24 protein-coding genes are annotated in these 23487 nt (G+C 65.1%); 9 read left to right on the top strand and 15 right to left on the bottom strand.

The window, feature by feature from the left end:
- Window positions 1-31: 31 nt before the first annotated feature.
- From BRA1253DRAFT_RS30650 to BRA1253DRAFT_RS30635, 4 genes are all read right to left on the bottom strand, one after another.
- Entirely contained in the window at window positions 32-1438 is a 1407-nt protein-coding gene (locus tag BRA1253DRAFT_RS30650; RefSeq protein ID WP_007600829.1) for an MATE family efflux transporter, read from the bottom strand.
- 58 nt (window positions 1439-1496) lie between these two features.
- Window positions 1497-3296 (bottom strand): ABC transporter ATP-binding protein, encoded by a 1800-nt coding sequence (locus BRA1253DRAFT_RS30645; protein ID WP_007600828.1) that lies wholly within the window; start codon window positions 3294-3296, stop codon window positions 1497-1499.
- A gap of 327 nt (window positions 3297-3623) precedes the next feature.
- Complete coding sequence (locus BRA1253DRAFT_RS30640; RefSeq protein WP_007600827.1) at window positions 3624-5210, bottom strand: DHA2 family efflux MFS transporter permease subunit; 1587 nt, start codon at window positions 5208-5210, stop codon at window positions 3624-3626.
- A gap of 25 nt (window positions 5211-5235) precedes the next feature.
- Window positions 5236-6555, bottom strand: coding sequence for an HlyD family secretion protein (locus BRA1253DRAFT_RS30635; RefSeq protein ID WP_007600826.1), 1320 nt, complete (start codon window positions 6553-6555; stop codon window positions 5236-5238).
- A 197-nt stretch (window positions 6556-6752) separates the two neighbouring features.
- On the opposite strand from BRA1253DRAFT_RS30635, the gene BRA1253DRAFT_RS30630 reads away from it, so the two are divergent.
- Complete coding sequence (locus BRA1253DRAFT_RS30630) at window positions 6753-7388, top strand: TetR/AcrR family transcriptional regulator (RefSeq protein WP_007600824.1); 636 nt, start codon at window positions 6753-6755, stop codon at window positions 7386-7388.
- Window positions 7389-7432: 44 nt separating this feature from the next.
- The gene (locus tag BRA1253DRAFT_RS30625; RefSeq protein ID WP_007600823.1) at window positions 7433-7768 is read left to right on the top strand and encodes a DUF6665 family protein; all 336 of its coding nucleotides are present in this window, start codon (window positions 7433-7435) and stop codon (window positions 7766-7768) included.
- A gap of 41 nt (window positions 7769-7809) precedes the next feature.
- Here the strand turns inward: BRA1253DRAFT_RS30625 and BRA1253DRAFT_RS45550 are convergent, their stop codons facing one another.
- The 3 genes from BRA1253DRAFT_RS45550 to BRA1253DRAFT_RS30615 all read right to left on the bottom strand — a co-directional run bounded on the left by BRA1253DRAFT_RS45550 (window position 7810) and on the right by BRA1253DRAFT_RS30615 (window position 10359).
- The gene (locus BRA1253DRAFT_RS45550) at window positions 7810-7920 is read right to left on the bottom strand and encodes a hypothetical protein (RefSeq protein WP_245285996.1); all 111 of its coding nucleotides are present in this window, start codon (window positions 7918-7920) and stop codon (window positions 7810-7812) included.
- 79 nt (window positions 7921-7999) lie between these two features.
- On the bottom strand, window positions 8000-9205 hold the full coding sequence (locus tag BRA1253DRAFT_RS30620) for an extensin family protein (RefSeq protein ID WP_007600822.1): 1206 nt from the start codon (window positions 9203-9205) through the stop codon (window positions 8000-8002).
- Between the two features lie 305 nt (window positions 9206-9510).
- A complete protein-coding gene (locus tag BRA1253DRAFT_RS30615) occupies window positions 9511-10359 on the bottom strand; it encodes a DUF2147 domain-containing protein (RefSeq protein ID WP_007600821.1) in 849 nt (282 codons plus the stop codon).
- Between the two features lie 195 nt (window positions 10360-10554).
- On the opposite strand from BRA1253DRAFT_RS30615, the gene BRA1253DRAFT_RS30610 reads away from it, so the two are divergent.
- Both BRA1253DRAFT_RS30610 and BRA1253DRAFT_RS30605 read left to right on the top strand, forming a co-directional pair.
- Window positions 10555-11328, top strand: a complete 774-nt coding sequence (locus tag BRA1253DRAFT_RS30610) for a DUF2147 domain-containing protein (protein ID WP_007600820.1) — start codon at window positions 10555-10557, stop codon at window positions 11326-11328.
- 320 nt (window positions 11329-11648) lie between these two features.
- Window positions 11649-13121, top strand: a complete 1473-nt coding sequence (locus tag BRA1253DRAFT_RS30605) for a FecR domain-containing protein (RefSeq protein ID WP_035995532.1) — start codon at window positions 11649-11651, stop codon at window positions 13119-13121.
- 181 nt (window positions 13122-13302) lie between these two features.
- Here the strand turns inward: BRA1253DRAFT_RS30605 and BRA1253DRAFT_RS30600 are convergent, their stop codons facing one another.
- Together BRA1253DRAFT_RS30600 and asd are read right to left on the bottom strand one after the other, a co-directional pair.
- Window positions 13303-13866 (bottom strand): NUDIX hydrolase, encoded by a 564-nt coding sequence (locus BRA1253DRAFT_RS30600; protein ID WP_007600816.1) that lies wholly within the window; start codon window positions 13864-13866, stop codon window positions 13303-13305.
- Between the two features lie 66 nt (window positions 13867-13932).
- The gene (gene asd, locus BRA1253DRAFT_RS30595; protein WP_007600814.1) at window positions 13933-14796 is read right to left on the bottom strand and encodes an archaetidylserine decarboxylase; all 864 of its coding nucleotides are present in this window, start codon (window positions 14794-14796) and stop codon (window positions 13933-13935) included.
- Between the two features lie 35 nt (window positions 14797-14831).
- On the opposite strand from asd, the gene BRA1253DRAFT_RS30590 reads away from it, so the two are divergent.
- Window positions 14832-16496: an aminotransferase class III-fold pyridoxal phosphate-dependent enzyme gene (locus tag BRA1253DRAFT_RS30590; RefSeq protein ID WP_007600813.1), complete on the top strand. Its 1665-nt coding sequence runs from the start codon at window positions 14832-14834 to the stop codon at window positions 16494-16496.
- Between the two features lie 275 nt (window positions 16497-16771).
- Here BRA1253DRAFT_RS30590 and BRA1253DRAFT_RS30585 read toward each other — a convergent pair whose 3' ends face one another.
- The 3 genes from BRA1253DRAFT_RS30585 to BRA1253DRAFT_RS30575 all read right to left on the bottom strand — a co-directional run bounded on the left by BRA1253DRAFT_RS30585 (window position 16772) and on the right by BRA1253DRAFT_RS30575 (window position 19334).
- A complete protein-coding gene (locus BRA1253DRAFT_RS30585) occupies window positions 16772-17431 on the bottom strand; it encodes a hypothetical protein (RefSeq protein WP_007600812.1) in 660 nt (219 codons plus the stop codon).
- A gap of 124 nt (window positions 17432-17555) precedes the next feature.
- Entirely contained in the window at window positions 17556-18245 is a 690-nt protein-coding gene (locus BRA1253DRAFT_RS30580; protein ID WP_007600811.1) for a methyltransferase domain-containing protein, read from the bottom strand.
- A 36-nt stretch (window positions 18246-18281) separates the two neighbouring features.
- The gene (locus BRA1253DRAFT_RS30575) at window positions 18282-19334 is read right to left on the bottom strand and encodes a glycosyltransferase family 1 protein (RefSeq protein ID WP_007600810.1); all 1053 of its coding nucleotides are present in this window, start codon (window positions 19332-19334) and stop codon (window positions 18282-18284) included.
- A gap of 273 nt (window positions 19335-19607) precedes the next feature.
- Between BRA1253DRAFT_RS30575 and BRA1253DRAFT_RS30570 the strand changes: the two genes are divergently transcribed.
- Both BRA1253DRAFT_RS30570 and BRA1253DRAFT_RS30565 read left to right on the top strand, forming a co-directional pair.
- The gene (locus BRA1253DRAFT_RS30570; protein ID WP_007600803.1) at window positions 19608-20309 is read left to right on the top strand and encodes a L,D-transpeptidase; all 702 of its coding nucleotides are present in this window, start codon (window positions 19608-19610) and stop codon (window positions 20307-20309) included.
- Window positions 20310-20410: 101 nt separating this feature from the next.
- Window positions 20411-20842 (top strand): cytochrome c family protein, encoded by a 432-nt coding sequence (locus BRA1253DRAFT_RS30565; protein WP_035994237.1) that lies wholly within the window; start codon window positions 20411-20413, stop codon window positions 20840-20842.
- A gap of 13 nt (window positions 20843-20855) precedes the next feature.
- Here BRA1253DRAFT_RS30565 and BRA1253DRAFT_RS30560 read toward each other — a convergent pair whose 3' ends face one another.
- Window positions 20856-21251, bottom strand: coding sequence for a nuclear transport factor 2 family protein (locus BRA1253DRAFT_RS30560; protein WP_007600801.1), 396 nt, complete (start codon window positions 21249-21251; stop codon window positions 20856-20858).
- Window positions 21252-21383: 132 nt separating this feature from the next.
- On the opposite strand from BRA1253DRAFT_RS30560, the gene BRA1253DRAFT_RS30555 reads away from it, so the two are divergent.
- Both BRA1253DRAFT_RS30555 and BRA1253DRAFT_RS30550 read left to right on the top strand, forming a co-directional pair.
- Window positions 21384-21863 carry an Lrp/AsnC family transcriptional regulator gene (locus BRA1253DRAFT_RS30555; protein WP_007600800.1) on the top strand — a complete coding sequence of 160 codons (480 nt, stop codon included), beginning with the start codon at window positions 21384-21386 and terminating at the stop codon, window positions 21861-21863.
- A 2-nt stretch (window positions 21864-21865) separates the two neighbouring features.
- Window positions 21866-22387: a GNAT family N-acetyltransferase gene (locus tag BRA1253DRAFT_RS30550; RefSeq protein ID WP_007600799.1), complete on the top strand. Its 522-nt coding sequence runs from the start codon at window positions 21866-21868 to the stop codon at window positions 22385-22387.
- Here BRA1253DRAFT_RS30550 and BRA1253DRAFT_RS30545 read toward each other — a convergent pair.
- Window positions 22384-22659: a hypothetical protein gene (locus BRA1253DRAFT_RS30545; protein ID WP_007600798.1), complete on the bottom strand. Its 276-nt coding sequence runs from the start codon at window positions 22657-22659 to the stop codon at window positions 22384-22386. The genes BRA1253DRAFT_RS30550 and BRA1253DRAFT_RS30545 overlap by 4 nt on opposite strands.
- A complete protein-coding gene (locus tag BRA1253DRAFT_RS30540) occupies window positions 22652-23446 on the bottom strand; it encodes a DUF899 domain-containing protein (RefSeq protein WP_035994234.1) in 795 nt (264 codons plus the stop codon). Before BRA1253DRAFT_RS30540 ends, BRA1253DRAFT_RS30545 begins: the two co-directional genes overlap by 8 nt.
- Window positions 23447-23487 lie beyond the last annotated feature (41 nt).

The raw sequence follows: 23487 nt of genomic DNA, 5'->3' as shown, positions 1-23487 counted from the left end.
CCCCGACGCCAAGCACGCAGATAAGCGATCGCTACGCGGGCGCGCGTACAGGAGTCGCCACAGGCTCGGGTGCAGCCTGCTCGGGGGGCTCCTCGTGCCGGAGCACCACAAGGCGCTTTCCGAACTCGCGGCGCAACAGCCACACGCTCAGGGCAGCCTGCAGCGTGGTCGTCGCGATCGACAGGTACCAGACATGCTCCATCCGGAAGCCCGGCCACGTCGAGAGCCAGATCGACGGCAGGGAATAGGTGAGGACCCGCGTTGCCGAGGTCAACAACACCGGCTTGGTATTGCCGAGCCCCTGAAACATGCTGGAGCAGGTGAAGATCAGCCCCTGCGCCACCATGTTGAGCGAGACGATGCGCAGAAAAAGCGACGCAACCGCCATCGTCTCCTGATCCTTCGAGAAGCCGGTAAGCAACAGACCAGGCACGAGCTGCGCCGGGATCAAGAAAACAATCATCACGGCGGTCGCGACAAGCGCCGCCTTGACAAAGGTCTCCCTCACGCGCGCTCCATTGCCGGCACCGAAATTCTGCCCGGCGATCGGCCCCGCCGCAAGAGCGATGGCGAGCGCCGGCATCTGCATCAGGCCGAGGAGACGCGTCCCGATGCCAAATCCGGCCTGTGCCGCCGAGCCGAAAACGCTCAGCACGTAATAGCCCACGGCCATGATGATGAAGACCATCGCGAACTCGCCGCCTGCAGGCAGGCCGACATTGAGGATCCTCTTCCACTGTCGAAGCTGCGGCCGCCATTGCGCGGGATTAAAGGCGACATAGCGTTCCAGTTTCAGGAAATACACCAGCAGCATGAGCACACCGATGAAGACGGCAATCGAGCTTGCGAGGCCCGCTCCGGCAACACCGAGCGCGTGCCCGGTGCCCCAACCCGAGATCAGGACCGGCGCCAGCGCGATGTTGATGGCCACTGCAAGCGCTTGAACCAGCATGCTCGGCCGCACGATTCCCGTGGCCCGCAACGCAGACGCCATGACCTGCGACGCAAACTGCAGCGCCAAAGCCGGCATGAACCAGAGCAGATAAATCGCGCCGGCTTCGACCGTGGCCTCATCGGCCGCGACCGCGCGCATATATGGACGCGACAATGCGAAGCCCGCGCCCAAGGTCAGGAGCCCGAACAGCACCGACAGGAGGACCGACTGGTTGAAGACGAGGTTGGCGTCGCCGCGATCCTTGCGCCCCACCGCGTGCGCCATCAGCGCCACGGTGCCGACGCCAAGCACCTGCATCAGCGCATTGACGAGAAAGCCGGCATTGCCGGCCGCGGCGACACCCGCGATTGCCGCATCGCCCAGTCCCGACACGAAATACAGGTCGACGAGCTGGCAGATCATGATCGTGATCATGCCGACCACGATCGGTGGCGCCATGCTCAGGATGTGGCCCACGATGGAGCCGCGTGTCAGGTCTTTCATGTCATTCATCCTCTGGCGGCGCGACGGCGGGACTTTCGTCCCGCCAGCCGCGCGCCACTCACTCCGCTGCTGCGATATGTCCGAGCTCCACCACCTGGCGCTCGAACAGGCCGCGATAGATGCCGCCGGGCTTGGCCGCGAGCCTGGCATGCGTGCCTTGCTCGACGATCTCGCCGCGGTCGAACACCAGGATGCGATCGAGGCTCTTCACCGTCGACAGCCGATGCGCGATCACGATCGAGGTACGGCCTCGCATCAGCCGCTCCATCGCCTGCTGGATCAGCGCCTCGGATTCCGAATCGAGGCTCGAGGTCGCTTCGTCCAGAATCAGCACCGGCGCATCGGCCAGGAAGGCGCGCGCCAGCGCCACGCGCTGCCGCTCGCCGCCGGAGAGCTTGACGCCGCGCTCGCCGACCAGCGTCCCGTAACCCTTGGGCAGGCGCAGGATGAAGTCGTGCGCGTTGGCCAGCCGTGCCGCCTGCTCGATCGCCTCCAGGCTGGCGCCGGGCCGGCCATAGGCGATGTTCTCGGCGAGCGAGCGGTGAAACAGGATCGGGTCCTGCTGCACGATCGCGATCTGGCTGCGCAGCGAGTGCTGGGTGGCCTTGGCGATGTCTTGCGCATCGATCAGAACGCGGCCGCCGGTCACGTCGTAGAGCCGCTGCACCAGCTTGACGAAGGTGGTCTTGCCGGAGCCGGAGCGGCCGACGAGACCGACGCGCTCGCCGGCACGGATCGTGACCGACAACCCGTCATAGAGCGGCGCGTGATGACCGCCATAGTGAAACGTGACGTCGTCAAAGAGGAGCTCTCCGCGCTCGATCGCGATCGGCCGCGCGTCCGGCGCATCCGCAATCCCGATCGGCTCGTCGTGGATCGCCACCAGCTCCTCCATGTCGTTGACCGAGCGCTGCAGGTTGTTGATGTGCATTCCGACGTCGCGCAAATAGGCATGGATGACGTAGTAGCTCGTCAGCACATAGGTGACGTCGCCGGGCGAGGCCCGCCCCGACATCCACAGCAGCACCGCGCCGCCGATCACGGAGGCGCGCAGGGCCAGCAGCACCGAGAGCTGCGCCAGATTGGTGTAGTTGTAGCGCAGCCAGGTCCGCCGCACGCGCACGCGCCAACGATTGACGACACGGGCAAGCCGCGCATCCTCGCGCGCTTCCGCGCCGAAGGATTTCACCACCGCGTTGCAGGTTAGCGCGTCCGCCAACGTGCCGCCGACCTTGGTGTCCCAGGCATTGGAGACGCGCGCGGCTGGCGCGATATAGCGCGTCGAGAACAGCACCGTCATCGTGACGTAGGCCAGCGCGCCCAGCGCGATCACCGCGCCAAGCGAGGCCCAGTGCACGCCGAGCAGGATCATCGACCCGATCAGCACCAGCAGCGACGGCGCCAGCGCCATCAAGATGGTGTCGTTCAACAGGTCGAGCGCCCACATGCCGCGGGTCACCTTGCGCACCGTGGATCCCGCGAAGGAGTTGGCGTGCCAGTCGGTCGAGAAGCGTTGCACGCGCATGAAGGCTTCCTGCGCGACCTCGGACATGATCTTGAGCGAGAACGGCACGATGGCTTGAAGGCCGGTCAGCCGCAGCACCATGGACGCAGCGCCCAGCGCCACGATACCGCCCAGGGCCATCAGCGCCGCGTGACGCGCGGCGAGATCTGATGGGCCGCGCGTCAGGGCGTCGACCAGATGTCCGGAGAAGACCGGCATGAACAGGTCGGCGACGGTTGCGCCCAACAAGCCGCCGGCCACGACGAGGGTACGCCCCGGCTGCTTCAGCCAGTGCCGGAACACGAATGGCAGCACCACGCGTATCGCCGCGGGCCTTTTTGACAGAGCGGTCATGGCGTCATCCGGCCGCTTCTGGCGCGGGCCGGCTCCATTGATGGACGCAGGCCGGCCGCGAGGGCCGAGACGGCGTCACTTAAAGTTGGCTTTGGACTTGGGGAGCGGAGCGATCGGGACTGGAAGCCCAATCGAAGCTGGCGGAAGAGGCCTCTAGGAGGCCGAGCAGATACCGAGCCAGAACATCATCGAGCGCGGGCGTGCGATCTGCGAATGCGACGAAATCATGCAAATCCTCCCAGTTCGATGGAATGAGTTGCGCTTTATAGATGTGTCACTGGTGATTTGCAACGGGGCTCGCGCGAGATCACGCACGAGTGTTGCAAATTAGTGCGCGTCGCCGCTGGCGCCGAACGGCGAGGCCGGCTTCTTCAACAGCGTGACGAGCAGGGTGAGGCCGAGATAGAACACCGTCAGGATGAAGAAGGCATCGCCGAAGCCCATCACCACGGCCTGGCGATGCAAGAGCTGCGACAGCTGCTTCATCGCCATCAGCGTGGAATCGCCGAGCCCCTGGAACTTCTGCATGAACATGGTCAGGGTTTCGGTCGCGGTCGCGTTGCCCCAGGTCACGCGCTCCTGCAGGCGCGAGATGTGCAGGTCGGTGCGGTCGTTGAGCACGGTGTTGATGACGGCGAGGCCCACGGCGCCGCCGAGATTGCGCATCAGGTTGAAGAGCCCCGAGGCGTTCTTCACCCGGTCGGGCGCGAGCGTGCCGAGCGCGATGTTGTTGGTCGGCACCATAGCGAACATCATGCCGACGCCGCGCAGGATCTGCGGAATCAACAGCTCGTAGAAATCGTAGTCGCGCGTGATCCAGGTCATCTGGTAGGAGCCGAGCGCGAATACGACGAGCCCGAACGCGATCATGTAGCGCATGTCGTACTTCGCCATGAGGCGGCCGACCACCGGCGCAACCAGGAACATGGTGATGCCCGAGACGAACAGGGTATCGCCGATCATCAGCGCGCTATAGCCGCGCACTTCGGCGAGATAACGTGGGTAGATGTAGGTCAGGCCGTAGAGGCCGATGCCGATGCAGAACTGAAGGACGCAGCCGATCGCGAAATTGCGATTGGAAAAGGTGCGCAAATTGACGATCGGCTCGGCCGCCGTGAAGACGCGCCAGAAGAAGGCGATCGCCGAGATGCCGCAGATCCAGGCGCAGATCGCGACCGAGGGGTCCTGCATCCATTCATATTGCGGGCCTTCCTCCAGCACGTATTCCAGCGTGCCCAGGAAGCTGGCCATGAACAGCAACCCCCACCAGTCGAAACGATCGAGCAATTCGAAATGCGGCTCGTCGAAATCGACCAGCGCCAGCACGCCGATTGTGATACCGATGCCGGGCACGATGTTGATGAAGAACAGCCAGTTCCAGGACATCAGGTCGGTGATGTAGCCGCCGACGGTCGGCCCGATGGTCGGAGCCAGCGTTGCGACGAGCCCGATGATGGGACCGACGATGTGGAATTTGGTGCGCGGGAAAACGGTGTAGGCGGAAGCGAACACCGTCGGGATCATGCCGGCGCCGAGAAAACCTTGCAGCGCGCGCCAGACGATCATCTCCTCGATGGTGGTGGCGAAGCCGCAGAGCAGGCTCGATACGGTAAAGCCGGCCGCCGAGATCGCGAACAACAGCCGCGTGCCGAACGCGCGCGACAGAAACCCCGACAGCGGAATCGCGATCACTTCGGCGATCAGATAGGCGGTCTGGACCCAGGAGACTTCACTGGAGCTTGCCGACAGGCCGGCCTGGATTTCACTCAGGGACGCCGAGACGATCTGGATGTCCAGGATCGACATGAACATCCCGAACGCCATGATGATGAAGGCGAACAGCCGCTTCGGCGCGATGCGCTCCGAAGCGGGGTCCGCCATCATGGCAGGTGAAACGGTCGTGGCGTTCGCCATCGTCTGACCTCGCGGCGCAGGCGCGCTACTGCGGATGGATCATGGTGGCGTCGTCGAGATCGACCTCGCTGTCGGCGTCGGCCGCGCCCTTGTTGGTATCGACGGTCGCAGTGACCGACATGCCGGCGCGGAGCAGGTTTTGCTTCGCGACTGACTTCGGCACGCGGATGCGGACCGGCACGCGCTGCACGATCTTGGTGAAGTTGCCGGTGGCGTTGTCGGGCGGCAGCAGCGTGAACACCGAGCCCGCGCCCGCCGCGATGCTGTCGACGACGCCGGAGAACTTGCGCATGCCGTAGGCGTCGACCTTGATCGTCACCGGCTGGCCGGGGCGGATGCGCTTGAGCTGGGTCTCCTTGAAATTGGCGTCGATATAGACGTTGTCGAGCGGCACGACGTTGCCGAGCCGCTGGCCAACCGCGACGAAATCGCCGGCACTGACGAGGCGGTTCGAGAACGTGCCGTCGACCGGCGCGCGCACCGCGGTGAAGGCGAGATCGCGCTCGGCCTTGGCCAGCGTGGTCTTGAGCTCGGCGAGCTGCGCCTGCGCTTCGGCCTGCTGCGCCTTGGCAACGTCGACATTGCTGAGCGCGACATCGTAAGCGGCCTGCGCAGCCTTGACGGCGGCGGCGCCCTGATCGCGTCCGGCTTCGGAGCTCTCGAAGGTGGCGCGCGAGGCAAAACCCTTGTTGCTCAGCGCCTGCTGGCGCTCGTAATCGAGGTCGGCGCGCTTGAGACCGGCTTCGGCGGAGACGAGTTGCGCCTTGGCCTGCGCGACCTGGCTGTCGAGCGCCACGACCTGGCGGCCGATGCGATCGATGGTGGCCTGCTGGGTCGCGATCCTGGTCGCGGCGGCGTCGACCGCGATCTTGTAGTCGCCGTCGTCGATGCGGAAGACGATGTCGCCGGCGCGCACCGTCGTGTTGTCGCCGGCGAGGATCGAGGAGACGTGGCCGGCAACGCGCGCGCCCAGCATGGTGTTGTTGGCGCGGACATAGGCGTCGTCGGTCGCGACGTAGAAGCGGCCAACCAGCGTGTAATAGCCGGCATAGCTCGCGGCCGCGAGCGCCAGCACCAGCCCCACTCCCATCATCACGAATTTGCGCTTGCCGGACTTCGGCGCGCCGGCGGCGGCAGGCGCGTCTGGGGCTGCGGCCGGCTTGTCGGTCACGGGCTGCTCCGGCGCCTCGCTGGGGCGGCGCTTGGTTTCCTCGGCCACATGAGAGCGCAACTGCTCGGCGAGAGCTACAGACGTCTCGGTGGCAGCATCACCACCCGCGGGCGTCGGCGTCTCCACGGCGTCCGGGCGAAGGACGCGCGCAGCCTGGTCTCTCACTACGGCCATGGAGGCCTCCCCCAACAAAAAAGCGCGATGAGGGACAGCCGCGTGCGGCCCGGTCCCTCTCGCTTATCCCAAATATCATTGACCGAACGGTTCGGTCAATATAGATAATATTCCCGGGCAGAGCCTACTGGCCCGAATCCTTTATTTCGGTTTCATGATCCTGGACCGATGCAAAAACCTTCCGAGACCCTGAACCAATGGTTGTAGCCGACCGCGAACATCTGCACGTCATCCAGGAGGAGGACAGCTCCAAACGCCGCCAGATCCTGGACGGGGCCCGCAAGGTGTTCATGGATCTCGGGTTTGACGGTGCCAGCATGGGCGAGATCGCTCGCGCGGCGCAGGTCTCGAAGGGCACGCTTTACGTCTACTTCGCGGACAAATGCGCGCTGTTCGAAGCCATCCTCGAGCAGGAGGCGCTCCAGCACGGTCAGGTCGCGTTCAACTTCGATCCGGTCCGCGATGTTGAAACCACGCTGAAGGATTTCGGCCGGGCCTACAACCGTCTGCTGTGCCGGACCGGCGGCGGATCCGCGATCCGCACCGTGATGGCGATCGCCGAGCGCATGCCCGATCTCGGCCGCCGCTATTATGCGCGGGTGCTGGACAAGTCCATCAACCGCCTCTCCGACTATCTCAACACCCATGTCGCCTGCGGCGATCTCGCGATCGACGATTGTGATCTGGCGGCGTCGCAATTCATGGAACTGTGCAAGGCCTCGCTGTTCCTGCCCTTCGTCTTCCAGGCTGCGCCCGCACCGTCGGAAGAGCGCATGAGCGAAGTCGTCGACAGCGCGACGCGGATGTTCCTGGCGGCGTACCGGGCGAAGTAACGGCACGCGTTGCAGGCCGTTCCGTCGGTCCTATATTGGGGCTCATGTCCCGTGATCTTCGCCCGCCGGTCGATATCCTCCATTACGAGATCGTTCAGGAACAGGCCTCCGCACTCGGACGGATGGGCCGCACGCTTGAACGGGCGCTGGCGCGCTTGCGCGAGTTCGACGCCGCTCACGCAAGCTCGGAAGTGCCGGCCGCGATGCAGCCGGCCAGGCGAAAGCTGGTGATGGAAGCCGGCCACGCGCTCTGGATGTTCGTGGTGCAGCGTGAGGCAACCGGCCTGCGCGACAGCCGCCACATCATGCGGACCTACAATGTCCCCGCCGAGGTACAGCTGTGCATGGGACTGGTCCCAGCACCGTCGAAGTCGACCTGAAATTTTTCTACGGCGCGGGCTCTAGTCGGTCACCTGCTTCCTCAACGCGGCGAGATCGTTGACGGCCGTCTTGGTCGGCCAGTCCAGACGATGCCGTCGTCCTGGAGGCGGCTGAGGATCAGGCTGATGGACAGGCGCGTCGCGCCGATCATGCGCGCGAGTTGGCCTGGCGTGATACGGCCGAGCGAGATCGGGCCCCTTTCCTCCTGGGCTACGCATCACGCGCAAGCCTCAATCGTCGGCGTACTCGTCCTCTTCGTGTTTTCGCGCCATGCTCTTGCGCGTACCCAGCGAGCCGGTCACGGAGGGATCACGCGCATTCGCATAGGGATTGCGCCCGCCCGCCCGCGCGGCGACCTCTTCGCCGGAGACGGCAGCGGGCTGGCAGATCAGGCGGCGGCTGGCGCGGCGCATCAGATCGACGTGGATGTGATCGTAATGATAGACGTTCGAGCCCGGCGCCAGCACCGTGGTGAAATGCACACACGCGCCCGACTGCACGTCGCGCAAGAACCCCTGCTCTTCCGGCATGCCGCGCCAGCCATCCTTCACGGTGACGCGGCGGCCGTCGGCGAGCACGAAGGCGGCGATGTCGAGCGCGTTGCCGAAGGCGTGCTCGGAGATATGGGCGTGCGAATTGCCGTTCATGCCGCGGCAGGAATAAGCGGAGATCTGCTTGATCTCCGCGACGCGGGTGCCGAACCACCGCATCGCCGAGGGCTGCACGGTGTCGGCGAGCCAACGATCGAGCTCGGACACGATCGGACAGGCCAGCGTCGCAACCGGCTTGATCGCAACGGGGCCAACGGCGGTGACGGGATTGCCCTGTGCCGGACCAAGGCGCGGCAGCGGTTGCTGCGCGGGCGCCTGCGAGTAGGGCGCCGGCCGTGCCGGATAGCTCGGCGCATTCATGTAGCGCGACGCGCCCGCGGCATCGGTGCCCTCGGGCGGCAAATCGATCTCGTCTTCCTGCTGCGCCACGCCGGGCGCATTCAGAGGCATTGGACCAGGGGAAGCGCCATAGCCGGACGGCTGACGCACCGCGCTCTCGGGATAGTTCGAGCGTTGCGGATAGGACGATGCCGGAGTGTTCTGGCTCTGCGGGTAATTCGATCGCGGCTGCGTCACCGGCCAGCGCGGCTGGCTGCCCACGCTCCCGGGCGGACGCAGTTCCTCATCGGCAAAGCCGTAGCTGCTCGAGCCTTCGCCGAGGGCGGCGACCTTGAGCGGAAACTCTGCGCCGCACATGCCCGGCCCGGAGATCGGGTCGATGCGGACGAGATCCGGCCCCTCTTTCACCGCGCCGGATTTCAGGCATGCGGCTTCGGCCTCGGCCCGCCACGGTTCACGTTCGGCCTGGAAGACGCCGCGTCCGCAACCTGCTAACGAAACAAGGACGATGGAGCCGACGAGATACAAACGAACTCCGCGCGTCATGCACGCACGTTCGGTGAATTTACTTAAAGACTCTTCAACGTGTGGATTTCAGTGTTCTTTAACCATATCGGCTCGCGCCAGCAGGAGCACCTGCCCGTGGCGAGTGACAGCAAGGCTGACTTTTTCGGAAAGAGACTTTCTGTTAACCATGACGCTCTCGCGCAAGGCGGCGCGACAGCGGGAGCGACATCATGACGTTCGCCGGGAGACTGAGCGTTATCACCGCGTACCTCGCCATGGCCTTTGTCGGTGCCATCGTGCTCGGCATGATCTAGCGGCTTCAGCCGAGGTATCGAACGCTTCCCTTACGACCGCGCGCTCCACTGCCGCGACGTCGTGATCAGCTTCTCCGGCCGCTCTTCGGCTCGCGTCCAGTCGTTTCCGGAACACCAGAAATGGCTGACTGCGCAGGCTTCCACGTGGAGCTTGCCGGAGCTCTTCAGCGTCATCGTCGCATAATAAGTGCTGCCGCTGGAGCGGCTGTAGATGTTGCCGGTCCAGACGTCGTGCGTTTTCGGCTTCATGTTGACGAGCACGCTCTCGCCCCTGGCCGACGCTTCAGTCAGCGCGAAGCCACACAGTGCCGGTCCACAGCGTTCGATGCGGACCGTGCCCTTGGCGCCTGCGCTCTCCCATTCGCCCAGCGGCAAATAGGCGGGCTCGTCGTCGCCACGCTCAGGGCTCGTCACGGGTTGCTCGAGCTCCGGCCTTGGCGCGACGACAGGTGCCTCCATGCGCGGCGGATCGAGCGCGACGGTCTTCGGCGGATCCATCCGCGGTAGCTCGACCCGCGGCGGATTGGAGCTTGGCGCCTGCGGCAGGACAATTGGCTGCGACGTCGTTGAGGCAAGGACAGGAGCCGTCTGCGCCGCCGCAGGCGCTACCGCAATCGCTTGCGCTGGCCTGACCGGAGCCGCGGGATAGAGCGGCTGCGGCGGCGGAAGCACCGGCGCAGGGGCCGGCGTCGTGTCATCGTCCGGCCGAAAGCTGCGATGGGAGGAAACCGAAACACAGGAAGCCGATCGGCAATGGCTGGGCGAGTCGACCTGGAATCGATGACCGCCGATCGAGAACGCGAAGGACCCGGCCTCGGCTGCGGGCGCAATCGCCATCAGCGCGATCAATGTGCCAAGCGAAGTCACAAGCCGCATCATCGGCGCCTCCCTCTCTGTGGCGACGACATTACACAGATGCAATCGCGGCTGAATGTGCGCGGCGTCACCCAGCACCGGGGAGCCGTTGTGACGCCCATCACAGAAGGTCCGACCGGCCCGGCGTAGGGTCGAACCACGCTTCATCCACCCGCGACTTCAGTCCCATCGGGACCCACACATTCTTCGGAGGTTGTCATGAACAAGCTCACCATCGCCGCCACCGCTCTCTTCCTCGCGTCCACCGCCGCCGCGCATGCCGGCAATGCGATCTCGTTCCAGATCGAAGGCCAGAACATCCGCATCGAGACGCCGCGCAACTGCGCCTCGCTCAATTGCGTGACCATCGTCGCGCCGGGCTTGTCCGACAAGCCGATCAAGCTGAACAACATCAACCTCAAGGGCCTTGGCTCGAAGGATGATGACGTCGACACCACGCCGGCTCCGGCCACGACCGCGCAGCCGGCGCCGGCTCCGGTGCAGCAGCAGCAGCCCGTGCAGCAGGCCCCCGTGCAGGCGACCGCGCCGGCAGCGCCGGCTATCGCGGTACCCAGCACGACGGTTGCCGCTGCTCCGTCCGCTGGCTACGACTCCACGACGCAGACCGCGCCCGCTGCGGCTCCCGCGCCCGTCGCGGTTGCTCCGGCCCCCGCTCCGGCGCCGGTGCCCGCCGCGCCTGTCGCGGTTGCCAACACGCCGATCGGCGTCTGGGCGACCGAAGAGAACAAGGGCAATGTCCGCGTCGAACAGTGTGGCGTCAATCTCTGCGGCTACGCCGCGAAGACCAACGAGCGTATCCTGATCAACATGAAGCCCGACGGCGCGAAGTGGAGCGGCCGCATCCACGATCCCGACTCCGGCCGCAACTACGACTCGACGATCGCGATGAAGGGCCCGAATGCAATGCGCGTGCAGGGCTGCGCCTTCGGCGGCATGTTCTGCGGCGGCCAGACCTGGAAGCGCGTGAGCTGACGCACCACCATCGTCCCATTCTATAGTCATCCCGGGCGATGCGAAGCATCGACCCGGGATCATGCGCGACAGTCTCAGTTTATCCCCTCACCCTGAGGAGCCTGCGAAGCAGGCGTCTCGAAGGGCAAAGGCCCGGATCGCGAGCGGGCCTGCATGGTTCGAGACGCGCGCAAGGGCGCGCTCCTCACCATGAGGGGAAAGAGTTGGATTTGAACGTTCACCGCCGCCGTGCGATAGACATTCATCCGCCGTTCAGCTGTACCCGGCTGATATCGGTCGATCTCGCCTCGCGTTTCTCACCGGGACTCTTCGTGACATTTATCGTGGCCTGGCGCCGCTTCATGTTCGCGCTTGTGCTGCTGGCGTTGCCGCCGGCCGGCGCGAGCGTTGCGTTCGCATCCGATGCGATCGAGCTTGCGCAGGCGCAGCCACAAGCGCAGCCGTCGCCCGCCCCCTCGCCGACGCCATCGGCTTCACCCGTTCCCGCGACCGAGGCGCAGCCCGCCGCCATCGAGCCGATCGGCAACGTCGCGACGGTGACGGGCATCGCGACCGTGATCCGCGACAAAAATTCCTATCCGCTGCGGGTACGCGACGACATCTATCTCAACGACGTCGTGCAGACTTCGTCGAACTCCTCGCTCGGCATCACCTTCAACGACGCGACCACGTTCAACCTCTCGGCCAGCGCCAAGATCACCATCGACACTTACGTCTATGAGGACGGCGGCAAACAGAACGCAGGAATCTTCGACATCGGCAAGGGCACGGTCGCCTTCGTCGCGGCGGCGGTGGCAAAGACCGGCGACATGAAGATCACGACGCCGACGGCGACGCTCGGCATCCGCGGCACCACCGGCGTCGTCGAGGTGCCGGAAGGCCCGGCCGCGAACAACGCCAACAACGTCAACATCAAGCTCTATCCCGACGCCGACGGCCGGGTCGGACACATCGACGTCGACGACCGCACGAGCGGGACGCGGCTCGGCGCGCTGACGCAAGGCGCGAGCGGTTTTGCGATCCGGCCGGGCGCGGCCGCGGCAGGCGTCATGCGCTTTGCCGCGGTGCCGATCACGATCGCACCACAGCAGATCGCACGCGACCGCGGCTTCGTCAGCCAGGTGCATCTGGCGCAGACCACGGGCCGGCAGATCGTCACCGAGCAGCGCGACTTCCGCCGTGCCAATCCGACCGCGAGCCCGCGCATTCCGCGGCCGTTCCAGCCGCCGCAACAGCAACAATTGCGGCCGAATACGGCGCCAGGACAACAGCCGCAACAGCCGCAGCGGCCGAACGGTCAGCCCGGTCAGAACAACCGTCCAGGCCAGCAGCAGCCCGGCACGCCAGGCCGCCAAGGCGCCCAGCCCCAGCGGCAGGGCCAAGGACAGGGTCAAGCGTCGGGCCAAGGCGGCGCCGTCCAGCCCGGTACGCCGAGCGCGGGTCAGGGTCAGCAACAGCAAGGCCAGAAGCAAGGCGCGGGACGTCCGGCAGGCCCACCGCGCACCGGTCAAGGCACGCAGCCTGACGGCACGCCGCAAACCCGGCCGCAACGCGGTGGGCAGATTCCGACCCAGCCCGGCGGAGTCGCGCCGCCGCAGCCGGGCGGAACGCACCAGCAGCCGGGCCTGCAGCCGCAGCTTCCGCGCACCGGCATGCAGCCCGGCCAGCCGCCCGCTGCTCGACAGCCGGGCATGCAACGCCCGGGCGGATTCCAGCAGCGCCTCCCCGCCGCGCAACGCCCCGCAGCGCCGCGAAGGCCAGCACCAGTTCCGAAGGAGAAGGAGCGGCGGTGACTTTCTTCCTTCTCGCCTTGCGGGAGAAGGCGGCGCGAAGCGCCGGATGAGGGGTTCTATCGGCGAAAACTCATCGACAGCTTGACGCGTGGAGAGAGACCCCTCACCCGGCTTTGTTTCGCAAAGCCACCCTCTCCCGCAAGGGGCGAGGGTGCACCGTCACGCTGCGCGCGAGGAGAACTCACGCCTCGCCGCGCAGCCAAGCCTTCACCTTCTGCAAGAGACCATGCCGCAACTCGTCCGAAGCCGCTTCGGCTGGCGTCAGCGTCTGCAAGGCTGCATCGACATCCTCGGTCGCGAGCGGCGGTGTGACGTCGGTATCCACCGGCGCAAGCCCTGCCGCCGCGAGCGCGATCGGGCCGACCTGGGTCAGAAACACGCGCTCGTACTCGCGCGACAGGCGCGCGAGCGCGTCTTCCAGCGTCAACCAGTCGACCGCCTTGATGTCGTTCATCAGCTTGCGGACGGGACCGTCCCCGGCCTCCATGCGCCAGAAATGCACGACCTTGGAGCGCCCGCCGGACTGATAGACGAGCGTGCCCAGAAATTCGTGGATGGCGACCTCGTGACCGGTCTCTTCCAGCACTTCGCGATGCGCGGCTTGCTTCGGCGTCTCGCCGTCGTCGAGCTTGCCCTTGGGCAAAACCCATTCGTTGCGCTTGCGCTGGCGCACGACGGCGATCAGCGGCGGCGCACCTCGCCGCAGCACAATACCACCCGCCGCCATCACCGGCGCCTGTGCCATCACCAAATCCGTCGTCGCAGAAACGTCCCAGGGACGATATAGGCGGCCGACGCGGCTGATTGAAGGCTAGTTTTTTCTCAGCAGCGCTTGACCTGCGCGAATGCGCGTGCCCTCGGCGATGTCGTCGCAGAAGGTGAAATCGCCGGGCGCGAGGATGATGATGGTCGAGCCATGCTCGAACCAGCCGAGCTCCTCGCCCTTGCTCACGTTGACGTCGCAGGGAAAATTGACCGGCCCTCTCGTCTGGGCATTCAGCACCATGTCGAGGAAATGCAGACGGATGCTCGCGACCAGGATCGCGGCGACCGGTACCAGCGTCACGGCTTCGCCCGTCGGCAAATGCGTGCGGATCACTGCGCGCTCGTTCTTGCAAAACAGACGCTCGACCCGTTTCAGCGCGATCGGGTTGACGTTCCAGACGTCGCCATGGATCAACGTGACACGCTCGATATGCGCGTCAAAGGGCGCGTGGAAGCGGTGATACATGCTCGAGGTCAGCCGCAGGGTGACGAAGGAGCCGTTGCGGTGCTGATCGACAAGGGCGGAATCGCCGAGCAGATCGAGCAGCGAGTACGGCGCGCCTTTGACCTGGAACAGCTCGGTGTCCGCGATCCGGCCATGGGCGCCGACAATGCCGTCGGACGGGCTGGCGACAATGGAGGGGTCCGGATCAAAGGGGCGCAAGCCGGGCTTGAGCTCCCGGGTGAAGCAGTCGTGCAGGCTCTTGAAATGCGTTTTCCGCGCCTCCGACAGATCGAGGTCGGAGAACAGCTTCCACAGCGCGATGGAGCCGTCCCGCACCAGCGGGTTCTCGATCTTCGAGAACCAGCCCATGAAGCGGGTTAGCGCCGCGCGAGGGATGCGGTTGGTCAGCAGGAAGTTGAGGTCTTCCTGCTGGGTGAAAGAGGCGATCAGGGCTTTGACTGTCATGAATCTGTCAGCTCGCAGTATTAGCGCTTGTTGTCATGGAAACGACACTCCCGATTCTTTCTTTGTCCGTGGCCGCCGCAGCGTCCGCTGCCGTCGCCTTCCCGAAAATCAAGGCGCGGATCGCATTGTCCCGCGCCAAGCACCGCTCGCTCGCCGGACACTCCAAGATGTCGCGCCGGGTGGCAAAGCTGCTCCCGTTCTACGAATTCGAAGGCGATGCGTACTTCGCCTGCGACGGCGCGCCGGCGAACGTCGCAACGCAGCGCAAGGACGGCTTCTTCCGTCTCGCGCGTCTCTACGCCGAGCGCTACCCCAAGGGCCGCGCGATGACGAAGGAAGCGGCGGAAAAGATCTCCGATTTGCACTTCACCGAAACCTACCGCGTGCCGTTCCAGTTCTCGCGCCTCGTCCGCGAGCATTTGGGCACCTCGACCTTCTTGGAGTCGTCGCGCGGCGTCACCGTCACGGATGTCGACGGCAACACCTCCTACGACCTCACGGGGTCCTACGGCGTCAACATCTTCGGCAACGACTTCTACAAGGAATGCATCGAGGGCTCCGAGAAGCGCGCGCACGCGCTCGGACCGGTGCTCGGCCCCTACCATCCCGTCATCCTCGAGAACGTGGCGCGGCTGTGCCAGATCTCGGGCCTCGACGAAGTCTCCTTCCACATGTCCGGCACCGAGGCCGTGATGCAGGCGGTGCGGCTCGCGCGCTATCACACCAGGCGCACCCATCTCGTTCGTTTCGCCGGCGCCTATCATGGCTGGTGGGGCGACGTGCAGCCTGGAGTCGGCAATCCGATTCCCGCGCACGAGACCTACACCCTCGCCGAGATGTCGGAGAAGACGCTGCACGTGCTGCGGACGCGCAAGGACATCGCCTGCGTGCTGGTCAACCCGCTGCAGGGGCTGCATCCGAATGGCAACGCGCCCGGCGACTCCTCGCTGGTTGATTCCTCTCGCGGCGGCAATTTTGACCGCACCGCCTACACCGAGTGGCTCAAGACGCTGCGCGAGGTCTGCGACCAGCGCGGCATCGTGCTGATCTTCGACGAGGTCTTCGTCGGCTTCCGTCTCGCGGCAGGCGGCGCCCAGGAGTATTTCGGCGTCAAGGCCGACATGGTGACCTACGGCAAGAGCCTCGCCGGTGGCCTGCCGGTCGGCGTGGTCTGCGGCAAGAAGGAGTTGATGCGCCGCTTCCGCGACGACCGCCCCGCCGACGTCTGCTTCGCCCGCGGCACCTTCAACTCGCACCCCTACGTCATGACGGCGATGGACGAGTTTCTGAGCCGGCTCGCCAGCCCGAACCTCCGCGCCATCTATGACGGATTGGACGAGACCTGGAACGGCCGCGCGCAAAAGCTCAACCAAATGATGGGCGATGCCGACCTGCCGGTGCGGTTCGCGAACTTCTCGTCGATCTGGACGGTGAAATACACCACGCCGTCCCGCTACAACTGGATGCTGCAATATTATCTGCGCGCCGAAGGCCTGTCCTTGAGCTGGGTCGGCACCGGCCGGCTGATCTTCAGCCTGAACTACACCGATGCCGATTTCACCGAGGTCGCCGAACGTTTCGTTCGCGCCGCCGAGAAGATGAAGGCCGACGGCTTCTGGTGGCACGATGGCGTCCTCACCAACAAGACCATCAAGCGGCAGATCCTGAAAGAGATGCTGGCCAAGCGCTTCGGACGCTAAGGTCGATTCTCCGCTCCAACACACAGTCGTTCCGGGGCGGCTCGAAGAGCCGAACCCGGAACCTCGAGATTCCCCGGTGCGCAATGCGCACCTGCGGTCTGGTCCTTCGGACCATCCCGGAATGACGGCGTCTGTGGCGGCGCTCAATTCCACTTCCCCGCACGCTGGGCGAGGCGAAGAAAACGCAGCGGCCGGGCCCAACACGTGGATGCCCGGGACGAGCCCGGGCATGACGCAACCATCAGACATCGGAGGCCTTGGTGAGAACGGCGCGCTCAGGCGTGCTGCTCTTCGAGTGTGGGCTCGCCGATCAGGCCCAGCGTGTGCTCGGGCTTGAGGTGCAGGCCGGGGTCCATCAGCTCGCCGCGCATCAGCGCCAGCGGCGCGTTGCGGTAGAGCATCAGATCGTGGAAGGGGTCGGTCAGGATCTTCGTCATCCAGACGAGGCCGGTCTCGACGTCGCGGATGAAGAACAGGTGCACCGTGCGGAACATCAGACCGCCGCCGCCGACCACGAGCCAGATCTTGGCGACCTGCCGCATGAAGTCGGTCGCGCCCGCCCAGGGCGTGAACAGTCCGAACAGCGTGGGATCGACCAACAGCACCACCGGGGACAGCGCCCAGATCGACATCAGCACCACCTTGCGCTGAAGATTGTAGCCGACCTTGATCTCTTCCTTGTGCTCGTGCGTCGCCTGGTTGATCTGGTCGTAGCCGTGCGGCTCGAAGAAGAAGTGACCCGCCTGGCGCGAGGTCATCGAGACCAGCCAGCCGACCAGCGCCGAGATCATGGGGTCGACGAACAGCCAGACATAGGCGAACAAGAAGCTCAGCGCGCTGACGAAGTGCAGGCTCTGATTGATGCGGCTGTGGTGATAGTAGCGGTGGTCGTCCCAGCGCTGGATCCGCAGCTGCTCGAGATAGTTCTTGATCATGCTCTCCCCCAAATGCTTTCGGGTTCAGGATTTACAGAGATTCGATGTAGGCCGTGTGACATCATCATTTTGTCATGTGACGATGCGCAGCGACGCCGTGACGCATGCGACGCGTGAGCTTGGGTTACGCCGCCTTGGCGACGTCGACCTTGCGGAAGCGCACCAGCGAGAAATGACCGAGCGGCGGGATCAGGCGGCGCTCGGCAAGCTCGATGCCGTTGGCGCCGGCGAGCCATTTGGCGTAACGCGACCAGGCGAACTCGGCGGTGCGGAAGCCGAGCGGACGCACCACCGGCTGCAGCTTCTGCTCGATGAAGCGGCGCATGCCGGTATCGGCGCTGACGCGGGTGAGGATGATCAGCTCGCCGCCGGGGCGCAGCACGCGGGCGAATTCGTCCAGCGCGACTTCCGGATTCGGCACGGCCGTGACGACGTATTGCGCCATCACGACGTCGAAGGAATTGTCGGGGAATTCGAGCTTCTCGGCATCCATCACCGCGAGGCCTTCGACGTTGTTCAGCTTGCCCTCGGCGACGCGCTGGCGCGCCTTGTCGAGCATCGCCTCCGAGATGTCGGTGCCGAAGATGCGCAGATGCGGCGCGTAGAGCGGCAACGAGATGCCGGTGCCGACGCCGACTTCGAGCACCCGGCCGCCGATCTTGTTGGTGGCCGCGATCGCAGCCTGCCGGCCCTTGGCGAACACGCCTCCGAACACCAGGTCGTAGACCGGCGCCCAGCGGTCATAGGCCTGCTCAACCGTGCCGCGGGTGAGGTCGAGCTGCTGGGTGCCGTCAAGGTTCATGATCTTAGCCATCGATGAGGTTCTCGCTGTGGTTCGAAACGTTTTGGGTCAACCGCGCACCGGCCGACGCGCCATGATCGGCGAGGCGCGCAAGGCACGGCTGGGCTGAAGTGAAGTGAGGTTGCCGACGAACTGGCGCGCGCTGTTTTCCCAGGAGCGCTCCAGCGCGAAATTGCGGCAGGTCTCGCGCGACATGGTGAGCGCGCGCAGGCACGCGGCGCGCAAATCGTGGTCGATCGCGCCGATCGGGTGATCCGCGATGACGTCCTTCGGACCCGTCACCGGAAACGCCGCAACCGGCGTGCCGCAGGCGAGCGCTTCGAGCTGCACCACGCCGAACGTGTCGGTCAGGCTCGGAAACACGAACACGTCGGCGGCGGCGAGATGCGCGGTAAGGTCAGCACCCTTCTTCTCGCCGAGAAACACAACGTCCGGATATTTCTTTTCGAGCGCAACCTTCTGCGGGCCGTCGCCGACGACGACCTTGGTGCCGGGCAGGTCGAGCGAGAGGAACGCTTCCAGGTTCTTCTCCACCGCCACGCGGCCCATCGTCATGAAGATCGGCCCGGGCAGATCGAGCTTCGCCGGAGAGTCGGGATGAAACAGCTCGGTGTTGACGCCGCGGGTCCAGAAGCCGAGCCGCTTGAAGCCGCGCTCGGAGAGCTCCTGCCGCAACGAGGGCGTCGCCACCATGGTCATGGCGGCGGCATCGTGGAAGTGGCGCAGCACGGCGTAGCCGACGCTCGCGGGGATGCCGGTCCGCACCGAGACGTACTCGGGAAAGCGCGTGGTGTAGGAGGTGGTGAAGGCGAGCCGGTTGCGACGGCAATAAGCCCGCGCCGCCCAGCCGATCGGCCCTTCGGTCGCGATGTGCAGCGCCTCGGGCGCCGCCCTCTCGATCCGCCGCGCAATCTCCTTGCCGCTCGGCAGCGCAATGCGCAGCCCCGGATATGTCGGTAGCGGCCACGACCGAAAACCGTCCGGGGTGAGGAAGTCGATCTCGACATCCAATGCCTTGGCCGCGCCAGCCAGCGAGGTCAGCGTCCGGACCACACCGTTGACCTGCGGATGCCAGGCGTCAGTCGCGATTAATACCCGCATGGGGAAATCCCGAGATTTTTATGATTCTCGGCTTTGGACCATCAACCACGGATATTTCAGGCGTGTGACGTCATGGAAGTGTCGGCCCGCTGTTTTGTTCGTTAACGGGTCCGCGCAGCCACGAAACCGTCATGAAACAATCCTTGCCGCCATGAAGCCGTTTTCGGTTTTCCGCGCAAACGTCCCGAAACTTCTTTCCGTTAGTGATTTCCGCAACAGAGCACCGAAATGGTGCCGGGTGACCAAAAAACACCGCGCAAACAGGGGCGACCAATGATCAATCCGGAGACGTTGAAGACTTATTCGCGCGCCGTTGCGTTTGGCGCAGTGGCTGTCACCGCGATCGCGTTCGCCGGCCCGGCCAAGGCCGCGCCTGTGCAGCTCTTCCCCTTCTTCCAGCCGCTGCCGCCGATCGCGGCGCCATACCAGCCTTATCAAGCCACACCCTATCAGGCCGCGCCGTCCGAAGATCAGGACGCCGTCGAAACGCCGGCCCGCTTCCGTCGCCAGACCGTCTCCTACGCAACGCGTGAGGCGCCCGGCACCATCATCATCGATACACCCAACACCTACCTCTATCTGGTGCTCGGCAACGGCCAGGCGATACGCTACGGCATCGGCGTCGGCCGCGACGGCTTCACCTGGTCCGGCACCCAGTCGGTGACCAAGAAGGCCGAGTGGCCGGATTGGACCCCGCCGCCGGAGATGATCGCCCGCCAGCCTTATCTGCCGCGCCACATGGCCGGCGGCCCCGGCAATCCGCTCGGCGCCCGCGCCATGTATCTTGGCGGCACCATCTACCGCATCCACGGCACCAACGCGCCCGACACCATCGGCAAGCACGTCTCCTCCGGCTGCATTCGCCTGACCAATGACGATGTCGCGGACCTCTACTCCCGCGTCAACGTCGGCACCAAGGTGATCGTGCTGCCGATGACGGAACGCCGCGCGGATCTCGGCGCCGCGACGCGGTAAGCGACAGGACATTGTGACGCAAACGGCCCCGGAACCCACCGGGGCCGTTTTCGTTTGCCCTCGGCATCCCCAAGCGCGCGCGTGCTGCGACGCGATCCCCGATGGAGGCGCGAGTGCAATCAAATCCGCAAACGCCGCAAGGCACTTGGCTGCGCGCGATCGTCGGAGCTGGCGCAGTGGCACTGCTGCTGACCGCGCCCGCTTCGCTCGCACAACAGCCGGCGAGCGACGACGCAGCCCAGCAGGCCTTCAACAATTCCTGCCGAACCTGCCACTCGGTGAAAGAGGGCGACAATCGTCTAGGCCCCAACCTCAATAAAATCGTCGGACGCAAGGCCGGCTCGCTGCCGAACTACAACTATTCCGCGTCGATGAAAGAAGCCGGCTTCGTCTGGGACAAGGACAAACTCATCCGCTTCATGGTCAAGCCGGACGAAATCGTATCCGGCAACAAGATGCAGCCCTATGGCGGCGTCTCGGCGGAGGAAGCGGCGAAGGTGATTGCCTATCTGGAGGCGATGGGCAGCCAGTAGGATCGCGGTGGCGCTACGTATCCGCCGGCTCATACCGTCGCTCCACGTGGAACGATTTCGCGGTAATCAGCCAGGTCCCATTGATGCAGTGGTACGCCAGATAGTCAACGTATTGGAGCACATCGATCCGAATGCGAACTTTCACCATGGCTTGCGCTGACGACGCCATATCGACCAGCAATATCTCCTGAAGGCGCGGGGCATTCTTCGATTTGGGCGACGCAGTCGACGCCAGCATCGTCCTGTAGTCGCGAACGGGCAGGATCCGCAATTCGGCGTCGCGAAATCCATGGAGTTGCGCAGTCGGCGCAAAGACGCGGTCGAATTGCGAAACGTCATTGTCGTACATCAGCACAAAGTAGCGTTCGACGGCCTCCAGCAGAGGCGCAAGGTTCGGGCTCTCGGTCATGGCTCGCTCCATCAGCAGCAAAGTCCGAGCAATCCATCCCACGGAAAACCGAGGCGTGTCCTTGCGAACTAGGCTAATCTCGAAGCCTCCGGCGCAACATTGCGCCCTTCTTGATCAAACGGGATGCGGTTCATGCCAAAATGCGAGCTGGATGCGATCGACCGGCGCATCGTCACCGAACTCCAGACCAACGCGCGACTGAGCAACATCGAACTGGCAGATAAGGTCGGATTGTCCCCGTCACCCTGCCTGCGACGGGTGCGACGGCTGGAGCGCGACGGCTATATCGACGGTTACCGCGCCGCCCTCCGGCGCGGCCGCCTCGGGCTCGGCTTCTCGGCCTTCCTCGGCGTCAAGATCAACGGCCATGCCAACGACCAGGCGCTGAGCTTCGAAAGGACAGTCGTTGCCATGCCCGAGGTCGTTGCCTGTCACCTCGTCTCCGGTGAAGCTGACTACCTCCTCGAAATCGTCGTGCCCGAGCTCGAGGACTACCAGCGCTTTCTCGTCGACAAGCTGCTCAACCTGTCCATCGTGCGAGAGGTTCGCAGCAGCATCGCACTCCAGACGCTCAAGGCCGGCGCACCCCTGCCGCTGGCACATCTCGCATAACCATGATCAGACTGCTGACACCAGCCGACGCCGCGCTCTACCGCCCCGTCCGGCTGGAGGCGCTCGCGAGCAATCCCGAGGCTTTCACCAGCACGCTTGAACGCGAACAAGACAAGCCACTCGCATGGTTCGAGGAGCGCCTCGCGATATCGGACGTGTTCGGCGCGTTCATCGCGGGCGAGCTCGTGGGGACCGCCGGCTTCCGCCGGGAGGACGGCGCGAAGACCGCACACAAGGGGGTGCTCTGGGGCATGTATGTGCGGTCGCGGGCACGGAAGTCCGGCACAGGGAGGCTCCTCGTCAACGCGGTCGCGGCGCATGCCGCAAAGCGCGTCGAGCAGCTTCATCTCGTCGTCGTCAGCGACAACGAGGCCGCGTTGCGGCTCTACGTGGCCGCAGGATTTGTCGAATACGGCCGCGGGATGAAGGCGCTGAAATACAATGGCCGATATTACGACGAGACCCTGATGGCCATGTTCTTCGACGGAAGCGACGCGGCCGCGGTGACGCGGCGGCCGTCTTAACGACCAACCGCCCTCCACCGCTCCGCAATCAGCCTCAGCCACGCCGCCGAATGAAACGCGCTCATCAGCAGATACATCGGCACCATCCCGCCGAGCATCGCCCCATGTCCGGAGCCGCACAGCATGTCCGCCGGGCCATCGACCATGGCCGTCAGCACGGCCATGATCGCGAAGGTCGGCGTCGCCGCCAGCGCCAGCCATCTGGCGAGGTGACGCGCGGCCACCACACCATTGCGGCTCGCGCCGGCCGTTGCGCTGACGGGGCTAGTCACGTCCTTCAGCCGCCTCCTCGCGAAACGCCTTCTCGCCGGCGGTCGAGATCTCGACCCATTTCTTGTCGGGCGCCGCGCCTTCGGTGTAGCTGTCGTGCCAGTTCCACCATTTGTAGGTCGGCGTTTGCGGATAGCCTTTCGGCGAATCCTCCCAGACCTCCTGCCGTCCCAGCGGCGTGATGTCGAGGTAATTCCAGGTGCCGCCCATCTGCTCGTCGCCCCGGCTCTTGACGAAATAGGTGCGGAAGATGCGCGTCCCGTCGCGGAAGAACACGTTGGTCCCGTGCCATTCGTCGACGCCGAAATCCGCATCGAAACTGTCGGTGACGGTGACCCATGGCATGGTCCAGCCCATCCGCTGCTTCAGCCTGATGATATCGCCCTGCGGCGCGCGCGAGGCGAACACCAGCGTGGTGTCGCGGGCATTGAGATGCGCGACATGGGCGACCTGGTCGGCGACCATGGAGCAGCCGCGGCAGGCATGATCCGGCCAGCCGAACACGCCCGGCTCGAAGAAGGCGCGGTAGACGATCAGCTGCCGCCGGCCCTGGAACAGGTCGTACAGACTGACCTTGCCGCCGGGCCCCTCGAACGCATAGGTTTTGGTCACTTCCATCCACGGCATGCGCCGGCGCTCGGCCGCCAGGGCGTCGCGGGCACGGGTATGCGCCTTTTCCTTCACGAGCAGTTGCTGACGGGCAGCCTCCCAGTCCTGCGGCGACACCACCGGCGGTGTTTGCATGGCGGCCTGTCCGTTATTTCCTGCGTTGTCAGCTGATGTCATCATGGCTCTCCAACTTTTCCCGGGCGGCCGTTCCGTATCTCGCT

This window comes from Bradyrhizobium sp. WSM1253 (assembly GCF_000244935.1).
GTDB classification, from domain to species: Bacteria; Pseudomonadota; Alphaproteobacteria; order Rhizobiales; family Xanthobacteraceae; genus Bradyrhizobium; species Bradyrhizobium canariense.
The sequence above is the reverse complement of the archived record's forward strand: the minus strand, read 5'-3'. Positions and strand labels throughout refer to the sequence as shown.

Bases quoted from the DNA above. Each gene is read 5' to 3' on its own strand.
- BRA1253DRAFT_RS30635 (WP_007600826.1), bottom strand. From the start codon at position 6,555: ATGGCCGTAGTGAGAGACCAGGCTGCGCGCGTCCTTCGCCCGGACGCC.
- BRA1253DRAFT_RS45550 (WP_245285996.1), bottom strand. From the start codon at position 7,920: ATGATCGGCGCGACGCGCCTGTCCATCAGCCTGATCCTCAGCCGCCTC.
- BRA1253DRAFT_RS30630 (WP_007600824.1), top strand. From the start codon at position 6,753: ATGGTTGTAGCCGACCGCGAACATCTGCACGTCATCCAGGAGGAGGAC.
- BRA1253DRAFT_RS30600 (WP_007600816.1), bottom strand. From the start codon at position 13,866: ATGGCACAGGCGCCGGTGATGGCGGCGGGTGGTATTGTGCTGCGGCGA.
- BRA1253DRAFT_RS30555 (WP_007600800.1), top strand. From the start codon at position 21,384: ATGCCAAAATGCGAGCTGGATGCGATCGACCGGCGCATCGTCACCGAA.
- BRA1253DRAFT_RS30610 (WP_007600820.1), top strand. From the start codon at position 10,555: ATGAACAAGCTCACCATCGCCGCCACCGCTCTCTTCCTCGCGTCCACC.
- BRA1253DRAFT_RS30585 (WP_007600812.1), bottom strand. From the start codon at position 17,431: ATGATCAAGAACTATCTCGAGCAGCTGCGGATCCAGCGCTGGGACGAC.
- BRA1253DRAFT_RS30640 (WP_007600827.1), bottom strand. From the start codon at position 5,210: ATGGCGAACGCCACGACCGTTTCACCTGCCATGATGGCGGACCCCGCT.
- BRA1253DRAFT_RS30570 (WP_007600803.1), top strand. From the start codon at position 19,608: ATGATCAATCCGGAGACGTTGAAGACTTATTCGCGCGCCGTTGCGTTT.
- asd (WP_007600814.1), bottom strand. From the start codon at position 14,796: ATGACAGTCAAAGCCCTGATCGCCTCTTTCACCCAGCAGGAAGACCTC.
- BRA1253DRAFT_RS30560 (WP_007600801.1), bottom strand. From the start codon at position 21,251: ATGACCGAGAGCCCGAACCTTGCGCCTCTGCTGGAGGCCGTCGAACGC.
- BRA1253DRAFT_RS30590 (WP_007600813.1), top strand. From the start codon at position 14,832: ATGGAAACGACACTCCCGATTCTTTCTTTGTCCGTGGCCGCCGCAGCG.
- BRA1253DRAFT_RS30625 (WP_007600823.1), top strand. From the start codon at position 7,433: ATGTCCCGTGATCTTCGCCCGCCGGTCGATATCCTCCATTACGAGATC.
- BRA1253DRAFT_RS30575 (WP_007600810.1), bottom strand. From the start codon at position 19,334: ATGCGGGTATTAATCGCGACTGACGCCTGGCATCCGCAGGTCAACGGT.
- BRA1253DRAFT_RS30615 (WP_007600821.1), bottom strand. From the start codon at position 10,359: ATGATGCGGCTTGTGACTTCGCTTGGCACATTGATCGCGCTGATGGCG.
- BRA1253DRAFT_RS30620 (WP_007600822.1), bottom strand. From the start codon at position 9,205: ATGACGCGCGGAGTTCGTTTGTATCTCGTCGGCTCCATCGTCCTTGTT.
- BRA1253DRAFT_RS30540 (WP_035994234.1), bottom strand. From the start codon at position 23,446: ATGATGACATCAGCTGACAACGCAGGAAATAACGGACAGGCCGCCATG.
- BRA1253DRAFT_RS30580 (WP_007600811.1), bottom strand. From the start codon at position 18,245: ATGGCTAAGATCATGAACCTTGACGGCACCCAGCAGCTCGACCTCACC.
- BRA1253DRAFT_RS30550 (WP_007600799.1), top strand. From the start codon at position 21,866: ATGATCAGACTGCTGACACCAGCCGACGCCGCGCTCTACCGCCCCGTC.
- BRA1253DRAFT_RS30565 (WP_035994237.1), top strand. From the start codon at position 20,411: ATGGAGGCGCGAGTGCAATCAAATCCGCAAACGCCGCAAGGCACTTGG.
- BRA1253DRAFT_RS30650 (WP_007600829.1), bottom strand. From the start codon at position 1,438: ATGAAAGACCTGACACGCGGCTCCATCGTGGGCCACATCCTGAGCATG.
- BRA1253DRAFT_RS30645 (WP_007600828.1), bottom strand. From the start codon at position 3,296: ATGACCGCTCTGTCAAAAAGGCCCGCGGCGATACGCGTGGTGCTGCCA.